Source organism: Pseudomonas sp. B22(2017) (genome assembly GCF_002113105.1).
Classification (GTDB): domain Bacteria; phylum Pseudomonadota; class Gammaproteobacteria; order Pseudomonadales; family Pseudomonadaceae; genus Aquipseudomonas; species Aquipseudomonas asiatica.
Genome location: NZ_NEJN01000026.1, coordinates 1 through 14,500, shown reverse-complemented (window position 1 = coordinate 14,500; position 14,500 = coordinate 1). Strand labels below are relative to the sequence as shown.

Annotated in this window: 9 protein-coding genes and 1 rRNA gene; 4 read left to right on the top strand and 6 right to left on the bottom strand. The window is 60.4% G+C overall.

From position 1 onward, the window contains the following. Positions 1–183: 183 nt before the first annotated feature. Positions 184–299, top strand: a 5S ribosomal RNA gene (rrf, locus tag CAG18_RS25840). A gap of 90 nt (positions 300–389) precedes the next feature. Here rrf and CAG18_RS25835 read toward each other — a convergent pair. The 4 genes from CAG18_RS25835 to CAG18_RS25820 all read right to left on the bottom strand — a co-directional run bounded on the left by CAG18_RS25835 (position 390) and on the right by CAG18_RS25820 (position 5,366). Next, a complete protein-coding gene (locus tag CAG18_RS25835; RefSeq protein ID WP_085721823.1) occupies positions 390–2,855 on the bottom strand; it encodes a TonB-dependent siderophore receptor in 2,466 nt (821 codons plus the stop codon). A gap of 246 nt (positions 2,856–3,101) precedes the next feature. After that, a complete protein-coding gene (locus CAG18_RS25830; protein WP_085721822.1) occupies positions 3,102–4,058 on the bottom strand; it encodes a FecR family protein in 957 nt (318 codons plus the stop codon). Positions 4,059–4,062: 4 nt separating this feature from the next. Then, positions 4,063–4,566, bottom strand: coding sequence for a sigma-70 family RNA polymerase sigma factor (locus CAG18_RS25825; RefSeq protein WP_015268511.1), 504 nt, complete (start codon positions 4,564–4,566; stop codon positions 4,063–4,065). Between the two features lie 110 nt (positions 4,567–4,676). Further along, entirely contained in the window at positions 4,677–5,366 is a 690-nt protein-coding gene (locus CAG18_RS25820) for a GntR family transcriptional regulator (RefSeq protein WP_025337254.1), read from the bottom strand. Between the two features lie 204 nt (positions 5,367–5,570). Here CAG18_RS25820 and lapG point away from each other — a divergent pair, with 204 nt between their 5' ends. Further along, a complete protein-coding gene (gene lapG, locus CAG18_RS25815; RefSeq protein ID WP_178075752.1) occupies positions 5,571–6,332 on the top strand; it encodes a cysteine protease LapG in 762 nt (253 codons plus the stop codon). Between the two features lie 10 nt (positions 6,333–6,342). Continuing rightward, the gene (lapD, locus tag CAG18_RS25810; RefSeq protein ID WP_085721821.1) at positions 6,343–8,289 is read left to right on the top strand and encodes a cyclic di-GMP receptor LapD; all 1,947 of its coding nucleotides are present in this window, start codon (positions 6,343–6,345) and stop codon (positions 8,287–8,289) included. 154 nt (positions 8,290–8,443) lie between these two features. Here the strand turns inward: lapD and CAG18_RS25805 are convergent, their stop codons facing one another. Together CAG18_RS25805 and CAG18_RS25800 are read right to left on the bottom strand one after the other, a co-directional pair. Continuing rightward, on the bottom strand, positions 8,444–9,820 hold the full coding sequence (locus CAG18_RS25805; RefSeq protein ID WP_085721820.1) for an HlyD family type I secretion periplasmic adaptor subunit: 1,377 nt from the start codon (positions 9,818–9,820) through the stop codon (positions 8,444–8,446). Then, positions 9,810–11,966: a type I secretion system permease/ATPase gene (locus CAG18_RS25800; protein ID WP_039615366.1), complete on the bottom strand. Its 2,157-nt coding sequence runs from the start codon at positions 11,964–11,966 to the stop codon at positions 9,810–9,812. Before CAG18_RS25800 ends, CAG18_RS25805 begins: the two co-directional genes overlap by 11 nt. Positions 11,967–12,952: 986 nt before the next feature. Here CAG18_RS25800 and CAG18_RS25795 point away from each other — a divergent pair. Continuing rightward, the coding region (locus tag CAG18_RS25795) for a retention module-containing protein (RefSeq protein ID WP_143492701.1) at positions 12,953–14,500 on the top strand (1,548 nt) is incomplete at its 3' end.

The following is a 14,500-nucleotide window of genomic DNA, read 5'->3' as shown; positions in this document are numbered from 1 at the left end:
AACTCAGCAGTGAAACGATGCATCGCCGATGGTAGTGTGGGGTTTCCCCATGTGAGAGTAGGTCATCGTCAAGATTCATTTCGCAAAACCCCTATCTGCACATGCAGGTAGGGGTTTTGTCTTTAAGTAGGAACTACAGAGATTCGCAGGTACGTCCGAGGGACGGGCCAGCACACAGAATTTCTTGACGACCATAGAGCATTGGAACCACCTGATCCCATCCCGAACTCAGCAGTGAAACGATGCATCGCCGATGGTAGTGTGGGGCTTCCCCATGTGAGAGTAGGTCATCGTCAAGATTCAAATCCAAAGCCCCTGTCTGCGATGCAGACAGGGGCTTTGTCTTTCAGGGCCCAAAGACCCCAGGGCTTGTGTGCGTCGCAATCAGCTCAGAACTGATAGCTGACCGTGGCACTGACATTGCGCTCTTCACCCATGTAGCAGTAGTTCAAGCTGGCACACGAAGTGATGTAGCTTTCATTGGTAAGGTTGTTGGCGTTCAAGCGCACATCCATCCCCCGCAGCCCGACCTTGCCCAGGTCATAGCCGATCGAGGCGTCGAACAGGGTATAGGAGGGCACCTTCATGCTGTTTTCCGCATCCACCCAGCTGTACCCCACATACCGCACCCCACCGCCCAAGCGCAGGCCATCCAGGGCCCCCTGGTGGAAGTTGTAATCAGCCCAAAGCGAGAACATCTGTTTCGGTGCCTGGGTTGGCGAATTGCCCTTGTTATCCAGGTTGCCAGACACCAGGCTGGGCATCGACTTAGCGTACTCGATATCGGTAAAGGTATAGCCGCCCAGCAGCTTCAAGCTTTCGGTCAGTTGCACATGGGCCTCCAGTTCCAGCCCTTGTGAGCGCACTTGCCCTACAGGGCGATAGAAATCCTCGTCAGGCTGCTTCGAGGCCAGGTTCTCCTGCTCGATGCGGAACACCGATGCGGTGAACAGGTTGTCGCTACCCGGCGGCTGATACTTGATACCAGCCTCCCATTGAGTGCCCTCGGTCGGTGCCAGAGGGCGGCCTTGCTGGTCGGATACGGTATTGGGGTTGAACGACTCCGAGTAGCTGACATAGGGCGCAATACCGTTCTCGAACAGGTAGAGCACACCTGCGCGGGTAGTGAACCTGGAGCGCTGGTCACTGACCTTGGTGTTGCTGTCGCGATTCTCCTCGGACACCTTCACCCAGTCCTGGCGCAGCCCCAACGAGAAGCGCCATTGGTCCAGCTCCACCAGGTCCTGCAGGTAAACGCCCGTTTGCTGCAAGCGCCGCTGGTAGCGGTTCTCGCCCAGCACCTGAAGGTTGCCGTTGCCGTACTGCGGGTTGCCTGCATCCAACGGATCGACTGTGCCATAACGCCAGGCCACGTCAGCCTTGCGTCGCTGGTAGTCGGCGCCCAGCAGCAAGGTGTGTTTGGCGGCCCCGGTGAAGAATTCCGCCTGCAGCATGTTGTCGATGATGTACGAATGCAGGCGTTCGTCGCCGCCGGTATAGGCGCGGTTGAGGATATTGCTGTCGGCATCCGCCCAACCGGCGGAATACACCTGGTCCATCGACACGTCGGAATCCTGATAGCGGAAGTTCTGGCGTGCCGTGAACACATCGTTGAAGCGATGCTCGAACTGGTAGCTGAAGGACTGTTGGGTACGCTCGTAGTTGTCGATACCCGGCTCGCCCTCGAAGAAGTGGTCCGACAGGCGCAAGCCGTTGCGTTTGTGCAGCATGCCATCTGCGGGGTTACCGCCGTGATAGCCGCCGTTGGGGTCGTGTTGCAGGTAGGCCTGCAGGGTCAGCGAAGTGTCTTCGCTGAAGTCGATGCTGACGGCCGGCGCGATGGCGTAGCGTTCTTCCTTGTTGTGGTCGAACTGCGTATCGGAAGCATCCGCCAGGCCTGTCAGGCGATAAGCGATACGCTTGTGGTCATCCACGGGGCCGCTGAAATCGAAACCCATGCCACGCTGGCCTTGGGTACCGAGGGTGGCCTGGACTTGATGGTAGGGGGTGAACAGCGGCTTCTTGGTGGTCAGTGCCACCAGGCCTCCTGGCGAGCTACGGCCATACAGTACTGAAGACGGTCCCTTGAGAATATCGATGCGCTCAAGGAAGTATGGGTCCACCTGCATGGTGCTGTAGGTCCCGTTGTCTCCCATCGACTTGAGCCCGTCCACGTAAATGTTGTCTACCGAGCCGTCGTTGAAGCCTCGCATGGCTACATAATCATAACGGTGGGTCGCCCCATAGGGGTTGGTCAGTACCCCAGGTGTGTAGCGCATGGCTTGGGCAACGGTTTGTGAGCCTTGGTCGTCCATCTGCTGACGGGTAACCACCGAGACCGATTGTGATGTCTCTACCAGCGGCATGCTGGTCTTGGTCGCCACCTGGCTGTGGGTAGCGTTGTAACCCTCCATGCTGCCCAATGCATTGCCAAGGGTGAAGCTACGGACATCGGTGTCTGGCAATGACAATGCAGCGCCTTGGGGTTGTACCTGCAGCACGTAGCTGTGGCCGTTCTGGTTGACGGCTTCCAGGCCGCTGCCATTTAGCAACTGGCGCAGTGCCTGATCGGTAGAGTACTGCCCCTGCAGGCCGTTCGACTGCAAGCCTTGGGTGAGCTGGGGTGTGCTCGACAGGGTGATGCCAGCCTGGCGGGCGAACTCGTTGAGCACATCATCCAACTGACCTGCCGGGATCGCATAGCGGTGGCTCACCTGGGCCGTTTCAGCTGCTATGGAAAGTTGTGTTACGGCTGTCAGGCCCAAGACGGTGCCAAACAGGGCAGCCCGGACTGCTTTGCGTAAAAGCACTGAGTGCAAGACAGGTCGAAAATCATTCGCATTGAATGTGCGCATATGCACGGGAGCGGTAGGCATGTGGGGTCCGTTGAAGTGAGAGAGCAGGAGGTGTCGCTTACTGTCCTAGCCGGACCGACATTCAAAACCCGTCAAAAAAGTTATTGGGGCCGCTACGCGCCCCATCGCCGGCAAGCCAGCTCCCACAGGTATTGCATAGCCCTCAGGCCTTGTGCGATCTCTGTTGGAGCTGGCTTGCCGGCGATGGGCTGCATAGCAGCCCTGAACGCAAAAGCCGCCGTCAGCTCAGGCCAGCCCCTCCACGCGCACCCACCAGCGTGTACGTTGGCGAAGCCGTACGGGTAGCGTCCGTGGTAGCAGCTGTAGCAGTTGCTCCGGGTCTTCGAGGCGGAATACACCCGACAGGCGCAAATCGGCAATGTCGTCGCTGCAGCCCAGATAACCATGGCGATAACGGCTGACCTGCGCAAGGAAGTCGAAAAGGCGCATGTTCCGGGTGACGATCAGGCCTTCTGTCCAGGCCATCGCATCCATGTCCACCTGCTCGAGCCGGTGTGTGCCTAACGCATCCAGACGCCAGTTCTGGCCGCTTTCGATCCATTGCAGCTGGCCATTGTCAGGCCGGTGTATCGCCACCCTGCCATGGCTGACACTGACCTGCGTGCAGTCGCTGTCCTGACGCGCCACAAAGCGTCCTTCGAACCCTTCCAGTAACGCGTCACGAGTTTCTACAAGCAAGGAACGCTGCGGGTTGCAGGCAATCATCACTTCCCCCTGCTTCAGGCGGACCAGGCGCTGCTGGTCATTGAAGGCCAGGTCGACGGTACTGCGGGTGTTGAGTTGCATCTGCGAGCCATCGGGAAGCGCAAAGCTGCGTCGTTCGCCCGTGCCGGTGGTGTAGTCTGATGTCCAGTCGTTGACCGTATCGAGGTCTTTTCCCAGCCATGCCGCCGTCCCTACCATGGCAACGCCGCCAAGCAGTTTCAGCGCCTGCCGACGATGCAGGCGGCGCTGGCTGGTCTCCAGGGTTTGCAAAGCCAGCCCGGCACCGGGTATGGCACGCAGGTCGAGGTCCTGATGCAGGTGAATTACTCGTTGCCAAGCCTGCTCGTGTTCGTGGTGGGCAGTGCGCCATTGCCTGCACTCTTGTTGCAGGGCAGGGGCATGCCCGCTCTCGCGCAGCCTCAGCATCAACTGGATGGCCTGCTTGACTGCTGTTGCGCCGGGCTGTGAAGCGGTCATTGCGTCAACACTCGTCGGCGTAGCGCAGCAAGTAGCAATGGTAGAGCGCGTCGGCGATATAGCGCTCCACGGTACGCACCGAGATCCCCATCTGGTCGGCGATCGCCTGGTGCTTCAGCCCCTCGCATTGGGCAAGCAGGAATGCACGACGTACTTTGGGCTTGAGGCCTTCGAGCATGCGCGCGATGCGCTCCAGCAATTCCAGCAGCAGCTCACGGGTTTCGGCCGAAGGGGCCTGCGCTTCCGGCAACTGTGCCAGCGCCTCGAGATAGGCCCTGTGCAGTTCCTCGCGCCGCCAGTGGTCGATCACGAGCCCACGCGCAACCGTTCTCAGGAAAGCCCGGGGTGTGTTCAGTTGCAGATGTTCGCGACGTTGCAACAGGCGTACGAAGGTGTCCTGGGCCAGGTCTGCGGCATCGGCGGCGTTGCCCAGCTTGCTGCGTAGCCAGGCATGCAACCAGCCGTGGTGGTCACTGTAGAGCGTTTGCACGGAATCGTTGCTGGGCATGGGTGAGGGCGCTGCTATCAATGGACATGAATGATAATTAGTCTCATTGTTGGCGGTAGCCGATCAATTTGCAACCCAGCCGACTGCACCATGCGTGCAGTCACTACTCGCTAGCGCCCCAGTTGCGTATCCAGATACTTGCGGATTACCCGCGATGCGTTATTCAGGTGCCGTTCCAGCACCGCTACCGCTTCGTCCACCAGCTTGTCGCCAGCCGCATCCGCCAGTGCGTTGTGATCGTCCTGGGTGAGCTTGCCCAGGCCCATGGACGAAAGATGAAACCGCAGGAAGCGTTCTTCCTCGTTCAGTTCGTCCTCGATCAGGCGCAGCAGTTTCTTGTTCGGCGCCTTGTTGTACAACGACATGTGGAACAGGCGATTGAGGCGGCCGATTTCAGCGTGACGGGTTTCGTTTTCCAGTTGCTGGATATACCCGCGGGCGCTGGCGATGTCGCTGGCATCGAGCAGCGGAATGGACTGGCGCAGCGCCTCGGTCTCGAGCAGCACGCGCAGGGCATAGGTGTCCACCGCGTCCTCGCCGATCAACGGCGCAACCACCGCACCCTTGTGCATTTCCACTTTCAGCAGCGATTGCGCCTCGAGCTGGCGCAGGGCCTCGCGCACGGGCATGCGGCTGACACCGAACAAGGTGGCGAGCTCTTGTTGTCTTACGGCAGTACCTGGAGGCAAGCGGCCATCAAGAATGGCACTGCGCAGGCGTTCTTCGATTACGCCACGGGCCTGGTGCGGCAACAGTTGCTCGCTGGCCAGCACATTGCTCAATTTGATTTTCTCGGCCACGCGACGTCTGCCTCAACGATGACTAAAGTTGGATCCAATGACACTAGTAACAGCTCTTGGGGGTGTCAAACCTTTACCGGTAATGGAACCGGCGCCCCAAAAGCGCGGCTATGGTGGATGAAGTCGCCTGTCAAAGGAAGCGGCCTATAAAAGGTTATAACCAGAAAGTGTAGGTCGAGTGACCGGCGGGTGCATGATTGCAGGGTGCCATTGTCTTTTGCCGTGGCAAGCCGCACCATCGCTGCTTTCGACTGGCCTGAACAGGGCTTCGCAGTGGCGATATCCTGGATGCTCAAAACCGTTGTGCAACGTGTCGGCCTTGCTGCGCTGCTGGGCAGCCTGCTGCTGGGCGGGCTGTACGCGGATTGGGACTTTTCCCAGATCAGCCGCAAGTCGCAGGCCCTGTATGGCCCCTTGGGCGCCGGGCAGGGCCGTATCGATGCCTGGCAGAGCCTGATGGCTACGCAGAAGCAGGGTACGGAGCTTGAGCGATTGCAGGTGGTCAACCGCTTCTTCAACCAGCAATTGCGCTATGTAGAGGACATCGACCTGTGGCACGAGGTCGACTATTGGGCCACGCCGGTGCAGGCGCTGATCAAGGGTGCAGGGGACTGCGAGGACTACGCCATCGCCAAGTATTTCAGCCTGCGGCGCATGGGTATTCCCAGTGAAAAGCTGCGCATTACCTACGTAAAGGCGCTGCGGCAGAACCGGGCGCACATGGTCCTGACCTATTATTCAAGCCCACAGGCTCAACCATTGGTACTCGACAGCCTAATGGATGCCATCAAGCCGGCCAGCCAGCGTACCGACCTGCTGCCGGTGTACGCCTTCAATGGTGAGGGATTGTGGCTGACGGGCGCCGCAGGCAACAAGAAGGTCGGCGATACCAAGCGGCTATCACGCTGGCAGGATTTGCTGAAGAAAATGCAGGCCGAAGGGTTCCCGGCCGAGCCGGTTTACTGAAGGAGCACAGATGTCACTGTTCAAACAATTGCTGTTGGCCATTTGCCTGTTCCTGGTGGTCGCCTTCAGTGGCAGTTTCATGGTCAGCCTGGAAAGCTCGCGCAGCCAGTACGTCAACCAGTTGCGCTCGCACGCCCAGGATGCGGCGACAGCGCTGGCGCTGTCGCTGACGCCGAATATCGATGACCCGGCGATGGTCGAGCTGATGGTCAGTTCGATCTTTGACAGTGGTTATTACTCAAGTATCAAGGTTGTCGACCTAGGTTCCAATGCTGTGCTGGTAGAGCGCCACGCCGAGCCGGACCCCGGCGGTGTACCGCGCTGGTTCGTGGGCCTGATCGGCCTGGAAGCTGCCGGCGGCGACGCCATCGTCAGCCGTGGCTGGCAGCAGGCTGCGCGTGTTGAGGTGATCAGCCACCCGATGTTCGCCATTGCCAAGCTCTGGCAAAGCGCCCTGGGCAGCCTGGGTTGGCTGCTGCTGTGTGGCGCGGCCAGCGCCGTACTCGGCGCCTTGCTCCTGCGTCGCCAGTTGCGGCCGCTGGACTACATGGTCGAGCAGTCCCACGCCATTGCCCGCCGCGAATTCCTCAGCCTGCCTGAGTTGCCGCGCACACCGGAGCTGCGCCGGGTAGTGCAGGCGATGAACCAGATGGTCGAGAAGCTCAAGGCACTGTTCACCGAGCAGGCCGAGCGCAGCGAGCGGCTGCGTGCCGAGTCCTATCAGGACAGCCTGACCGGGCTCTCCAACCGCCGTTATTTCGAGATGCAGTTGAACACCCGGGTGAGCAACCTGGAAGAAGCGCGCGCCGGCTACCTGCTGTTGCTGCGGGTCCAGGGGCTGGCGGGGTTGAACGCCCGTCTTGGCGGCCAGCGTACCGACCAGTTGCTACAGGCTGTGGGTGAGCAGTTGCGTCGCACCTGTGCCAGCTACCCGGAAACCAACGACCTGATTTCCCGCAGCCGCGGGGGCGAGTTCGCCGTGTTGGCCCCGGGCATGGTGCATGAAGAGGCGGTACAGCTTGCCCAGGCCTTGGAAGCAACGCTGCACAGCCTGCACGAAACAGGCGCTAGTGATATAGACCCGGTGGCTTGTATCGGCCTGGCGCCGTTCAACCCCGGTGATTCACCACAGGCATTGCTGAAGCTTGCCGACGAGGCGCTGGCACGCGCCGAGAACCAGCCAACACCGGGTTGGGTATGCCTTGAACAAGGTGTGGCCGCAGTTGCTGCGGATAGTCAGCATGTCTGGCATGAGCGGCTGGACCAGGCATTCAATAATGGGCAATTTGAACTGTTCTTCCAGCCAGTCGTAGATTGCGCTTCTGTACAACGGGTACTGCACCACAAGGTGATTTCGCGTTTGCAGGATGGCCAGGGCGAGGCGCTGCCGGCAGGCCGCTTCCTGCCCTGGCTGGAGCGCTTCGGCTGGATGCCGCGGCTTGATGTGCTGGTGTTGGAGAAGGTGCTGGCGCACCTTCGAGGGCATGAACAGGTGTTGGCGCTGAACCTGTCCGCCACCACCCTGGCCGACCCCAAGGCCCTGCAGCGTGTCTTCGAGCTTCTGGGCCAGAACACGGCGCTTGGTCCGCGGCTGGTTTTCGAAATTGGCGAGGAACAGTTGCCTGAGCAGGCGGTTCTGGAACAACTCACCCGGCGCCTGCACGCGCTTGGCTTCGGCTTGGCGCTGCAACGCTTTGGTGGGCGTTTCAGCATGATCGGCAACCTGGCGCACCTGGGCCTGGCATACCTGAAGATCGATGGCAGCTACATCCGCAACATTGACCAAGAGCAGCACAAGCGGCTGTTCATCGAAGCGGTCCAGCGTGCCGCACACAGTATCGACCTGCCGCTGATTGCCGAGCGGGTCGAGACGGAAGGTGAGCGGTTGGTGTTGCGGGAGATGGGTGTAGGCGGGATTCAGGGGCAGTTGGTTGGTGAGCCTGCCCCCTGGCGCTGACGGTACGCGGTCCCTTGTAGGAGCGGCCTTGTGTCGCGAAAGGGCTGCACAGCGGCCCCAGGATTTCAGCAAAGACGCAAAAATCGCTGGGGCTGCTGTGCAGCCCTTTCACGACACAAGGCCGCTCCTATAGCGAACACGGTAGGAATGGCGGTCAACGCTCGCGCAACGCCTCCGAACGCGCCTTCATGATCGGCTTGAGCAGGTAGCTCATGATGGTCTTCTTGCCGGTCATGATATCGACCGTCGCCACCATCCCCGGAATAATCAGCAGCGGCTTCTCGTCAGTGCCCAGGTGGCTGCGGTCGGTGCGCAGCTTGATCAGGTAATAGGTGGTCTTCTTGTCTTCATCGGTGATGGTGTCGGCACCGATCTGCTCCAGCTTGGCCTTCAGCCCACCGTAGATGGTGTAGTCATAGGCCGTGAACTTGACCGTCGCTTCCTGACCAGGGTGCAGGAAGGCGATGTCCTTGGGCAGGATCTTCGCCTCGACGACCAGTGAGTCGTCCAGCGGCACGATTTCTATGATATCGCTGCCCGGCTGGATCACCCCGCCAATGGTATTCACCAGCAGTTGCTTGACGATACCGCGTACCGGCGAAGTAACCATGGTGCGGTGCACGCGATCATCCAGCGCCTTGCTGGTTGCCGTGGCTTTGTTCAGCTCTGTGCGCGCTTCGTTCAGCTGGGTCAGCGCTTCGCTGCGGAATTTGCCACGGGTCTCTTCGATCTTGCTTTGCACCTCGCGAATGGCCGCCTCGGCACGCGGGATAGCCAGCGCTGTGGAGTCCAGCTGACCGCGGTTCTCCACCTCGGCACGACGCAGGCGCAGCACTTCAACCTGCGAGATTGCGCCGGTTGCCACCAGTGGCTCGGACATGCTGATCTCTTTACGCAACAGTTCCAGGCTGTTGGCGTACTGGGCGCGCTTTGAACTGAACTCGCGCAGCTCCTGCTGGCGCTGGACCAGTTGTTGCTGCAAGCCACCAATCTCGTCCTGCAGTTGCTGGCGCCGGCTCTGGTACAGCGACTCTTCGCTTGCTGCCTGGCTTGGCGCGGCCTTGCGCAGTTCCTCATCGATCTTCAACGGGGTGTCGCCCACTTCGGCACTCAGGCGCTCGACGCGCAAAGCCATGGCCAGGCGGTCGGCCTCGGTTTCACCCACATTGGAGGCGAATCGGGTTTCATCCAGGCGCAGCAATGGCTGGCCCACTTCGACGATCTGCCCTTCCTTGGCGAAGATCTCGGCGACTATACCCCCCTCCAGGTTCTGAATCTTCTGCACCTTGGACGACGGAATGGCCTTGCCTTCACCCCGCGTAACTTCGTCGATGGGCGCGACGCTGGCCCACACGATCAGGAACACGAAGAACAGGATCACGCCCCAGATGGTCAGCCGCACGACTCGCGGCGCATCCTCGATCAGGGCCTTGTTGACCTCTGGCAGCGGCTGCCCGCCCAGTGAATCGGACCCTTTGAAATAGCGCCGCAGGCCTTCCTTGAACTGCCCTACATCCAGCTTATGCAACACTGATCTGCCCCTTCTTCAGCGCATCCATGACCGCGGCTTTCGGGCCGTCGGCGACAATCTGCCCGCGATCGATCACGATCAGTCGGTCCACCAGTGACAGCAGCGAGGCACGGTGAGTGACCAGCAGCATCGTCTTGCCTTCCACTACCGCCTGCAGCCGCTGCTTGAGGCGTTCTTCGCCGGTGTTGTCCATGGCGCTGGTCGGTTCGTCCAGCAGCAGGATCTGCGGGTTGAGCAACAGCGCGCGGCCCAGGGCGACGTTCTGTCGCTGGCCGCCGGACAGGTTCTGCCCGCGCTCACCCACCTGCAGCTCGTAGCCGTCCGGGTGCAACCGGGCGAATTCATGTACGCCTGCCAGTTCAGCAGCCTGCAGGATCAACTCATCCTCGATGTAGCGGGCCCCGCTGACCAGGTTATCGCGCAGGGTACCGGCCAGCAGCTGAATGTCCTGCGGCACGTAGCCGATGTTGTGGCGCAGTTCGCTGACGTCGATCTGGCGAATGTCCACGCCGTCGACCAGCAGCGAGCCGCCGTCGGCCTCGTACAGGCCGACGATGAGCTTGGCCAACGAGCTCTTGCCCGAGCCACTGCGGCCGATAATGCCCACCTTCTCGCCGGGGCGGATGGTGAGGTTGATGTTCTTCAGGGCCTGGTTCTGTTGGTTCGGATAGGTGAAATCGACCCCGCGGAACTCGACGCTGCCCTGCAGCACCTTGCGGCTCAGCGGGCGTTCTTCGAAGTTGCGCTCTTGCGGTAGTTCCATCATGTGGTCGGTGGAGACCATGGTCACCTTGGCTTGCTGATAGCGGGCGAGCAGGCCGTTGAGCTGGCCCAGCGGCCCGAGGGCGCGGCCGCTGAGCATGTAGCAGGCTACCAGGCCGCCCATGCTCAGGTTGCCGTCGATGATCAGGTATACGCCGACGCAGATCATTGCCACGCCTGCCAGTTGCTGGATCAGCAGGGTGATGTTCATCGCCAGGCTCGACAGCACTTTCACCCGCAGTTCGAGGCGGCTGAGGGTACCGAGGGTCTGCTCCCACATGTACTGGCGTTCGCTTTCGGCGTTGTTGACCTTTACCGCATCCAGGCCGGCAAGGGTCTCGATCAGGCTGGACTGGCGCTCCGAAGCCAGAGCCATGGTCCGTTCCATGGTCGCCATCAGTGGCCGTTGCAGTGCGTAGCCGATGCCCAGGGCCAGTGGGAAGGCGATGATCGGGATCCACACCAGGTGCCCGCCAATGATGGCGATGACAATCAGAATAAGGACGGTGAACGGCAGGTCGATCAGGCTGGTCAGGGTCAGCGAAGCGAGGAAGTCACGCAGGCCTTGGAACTCATGAATGTTCTGAGCAAAGCTGCCGACCCTCGCAGGGCGGTACTTCATCGACATGCCGACGATACGTTCGAACAGCGTTGCCGAAATGATCAGGTCGGTCTTCTTGCCAGCCAGGTCCAGGCACAAGCCGCGCAGGCCCTTGAGGATCAGGTCGAAAATGTAGGCGCCGGCGATGCCGACGGCCAGTACCCAGAGGGTCGAGGTGGCTTGGTTGGGTACCACCCGGTCATATACGTTCATCACGAACAGTGGCGCGGCCAGGGCGATCAGGTTGATCACCAGGCTGGCGGCGATGGCGTCGATATACAGCCATTTGCTGCGCAGCAAGGTATCGCGGAACCACGACTTCGCCCGCGGGATGAGGTTGCCGTGGTTGACGTCGAACTTGTGCTGCGGCTGGGCAAAGAATACCCGGCCACTGTAATCGCTCTGCAGGGCTTCGCGGCTGACATGCACCTCGCCGCCATCGCTCTCGCTAAGCAACAGGCGTGCGGTGTCTTCGTTCTCCCAGCCCAGCAGGACGGCGCTGCGGCCTTCCTTGAGCAGCAACATGGCTGGCATGGCGATGCTCGGGATCTGCTCCAGCTTACGCTGCAGCAGGCGCCCCTGCAGCCCGGCCCTGGCGGCAGCGCGGGGCAGCAACTCGGGGCTCAGGCGCTGGGCCGGCAACGGCAGACCGGTGGTCAGCATGACCCGGCTTGCAGGTTTCTGGTGCAGGACACACAGGCTCAACAGACTATCCAGCAGGGGATCGTCATGCTGACTGCGTGGATCGTGGCTGAGTTGGACTCGACTGACTTCGGATTCCACGCGGCGCTCTCTTCATCCTTGTGGTGGGTGGGGTGGGTGTGCCGCCGTTCAGGCTGGCTCACCCGTGCTGCCAGGCAGTGGTCATGAGGCTACGGCACCCTGGCGCTTGGGCAACCGGCTAATGGTCGCCTTGAATCGGTATTGAGTAAACAGTTCTGCGGTCTTCATTCCTGGCAGACGGTGCTGGGTGGTGGATGTTTCATTTTTGATCCAGTCAGCATCCAGATCGAATCAGTTTTCAGCATAGCCTGCCATCCAGCTGGCGACAGAGGTATTGCGGTATCGCTCTGCACCATGGTCAAGAAACAGGCGCTGATTTGTTGACGAACTTGCGCGACTAATTAGGCAAAATTCATCTATTAGAAAAGCGTTCTCTGACAAACCTGGTCTATACAAACGGTGACGCTTTCTCGTATTAGGGCTGGCAGTATTTACGCTGTGGTTCGCTATCTCTTTGATCTGCGGCAAATTGGCACCCTTATTGTGCAACTGTACTGGCTACCGAGAGTCGCGAACAGTCACAAGGCCCAGGTTCTGCGCGGCCTTCAGTCACCGTCGGGCCCCCTTTAGGCAAGGTTTGTGCTTGTGACAAAGCTATTATTTGAGCGAGCTGAAGGTGATTTGTAAATTGACGCTCGAATTTTGACAATTGCCGATGAAAGGGTGTCCTGACCCATCCGATACCATCACCTAAGCGCCGAGAAAGATGCTCTGAATGTCGCGTTGCGCGCGCTTTAGGTGATGTATGACACTTGTCCCCAGAAAGCACATGGTTAATATGCGAATATCAATGTGACATTACATTGGCGATTGTTTAGGATGGCAGAATGCAGGTCAATAGTTTGGCATTTGGTAAATTCCAATAAGTTATAGACGGAATATTGACGCCGGTAAGCGTCGAAAGATCATCAACATATTTCCGCCTGAAGTGGTCTGCGAGTGCCGCTCTGGCAGGGAAGTACCTATCGGGTCACACGGAGAGTCCAATGAGCAGCGTTGTAGCCATCGTCAAAAGTCTTGTTGGCCAGGTTATTGCGGTATCCCCAGAGGGCATTCGGCGTGTTCTGATCGAAGGGGACCGCCTGCTGGCTGGTGAAGAAGTGCTCACCGGCCCAGGCGGTGCAGTTACATTGGAGCTGGCCGACGGCCGTTTGCTTGACCTGGGTCGAGACAGCCAGTGGAGCGCTGATGCGCCTGACAGCAGCACCGACCTGAGTCAGGCTACCGCGCAGGCCGCGCCGTCAGTGGAAGAGCTGCAACAGGCGATCGCCGCCGGTGTCGACCCGACTACCGAGCTTGAAGCAACTGCGGCTGGCCCGTCGTCGGCGGGCGGTGGTGGTGCACTTGGCGGTGGCCACAGCTTTGTCATGCTCGAAGAAACCGCAGGCCGGGTCGACCCTACCGTAGGCTTTCCGACTGATGGGCTGGGCTTTGCTGCCGTGCTCGATGGCGAAGAGGTTGGCCAGCTGGATACCACCAGCAACAACCAGGTGACTACTCCGACGACCGATACCAATGTTGCTACCGACCTGGTTCTGGGCGCTACCTCTTCCATCAGTGAAGCGGGTGGCGTAATCGTTTATACCGCTACGGTTGGCCAGGCGCCGACCACAAACCTGGTGGTCACCCTGTCCAACGGTGCCGTGATTGTCATTCCGGCCGGGCAGACCACTGGGAGCGTAAACGTCGTGGTCCCCGCGAACGATACCCCGTATATCGACGGCGGCCAGATTTCGGCGACCGTAACGGGCACCACCGGGGGCGGCGGGCTGATAGTGACTGTGCCGCAAACACCAGCGGTTACTCAGGTTACCGATACCGTCGACACCACCACCGCGACCCTGACGGCCACTCCGTCGGTGACCGAAGGCGGGGTGATCACCTACACCGTAACCCTGAGCAACCCGGCTCAGACCCCGGTGACCGTGACCCTGTCCAACGGCCAGACCATCACCGTTGAAGCCGGCAAGACCCAAGGCAGCGTCGACTTCGAGACCCCGGCCAACGACGTCTATAACAACGGTTCGACTGTCAGCACCACGATTACCGGTGCGACCGGCGGCAACTTCGAACAGCTGACGCCGAACCCGACCCCGGCGCAGACCACGATCAACGACTCGGTCGATAACACCACCGCGACCCTGACGGCGACTCCGTCGGTGACCGAAGGCGGGGTGATCACCTACACCGTGACCCTGAGCAACCCGGCTCAGACCCCGGTGACCGTGACTCTGTCCAATGGCCAGACCATCACCGTTGAAGCCGGCAAGACCCAGGGCAGCGTCGACTTCGAGACCCCGGCCAATGACGTCTACAACAACGGTTCGACTGTCAGCACCACGATTACCGGTGCGACCGGCGGCAACTTCGAACAGCTGACGCCGAACCCGACCCCGGCGCAGACCACGATCAACGATACGGTCGATAACACCACCGCGACCCTGACGGCCACTCCGTCGGTGACCGAAGGCGGGGTGATCACCTACACCGTGACCCTGAGCAACCCGGCTCAGACCCCGGTGACCGTGACTCTG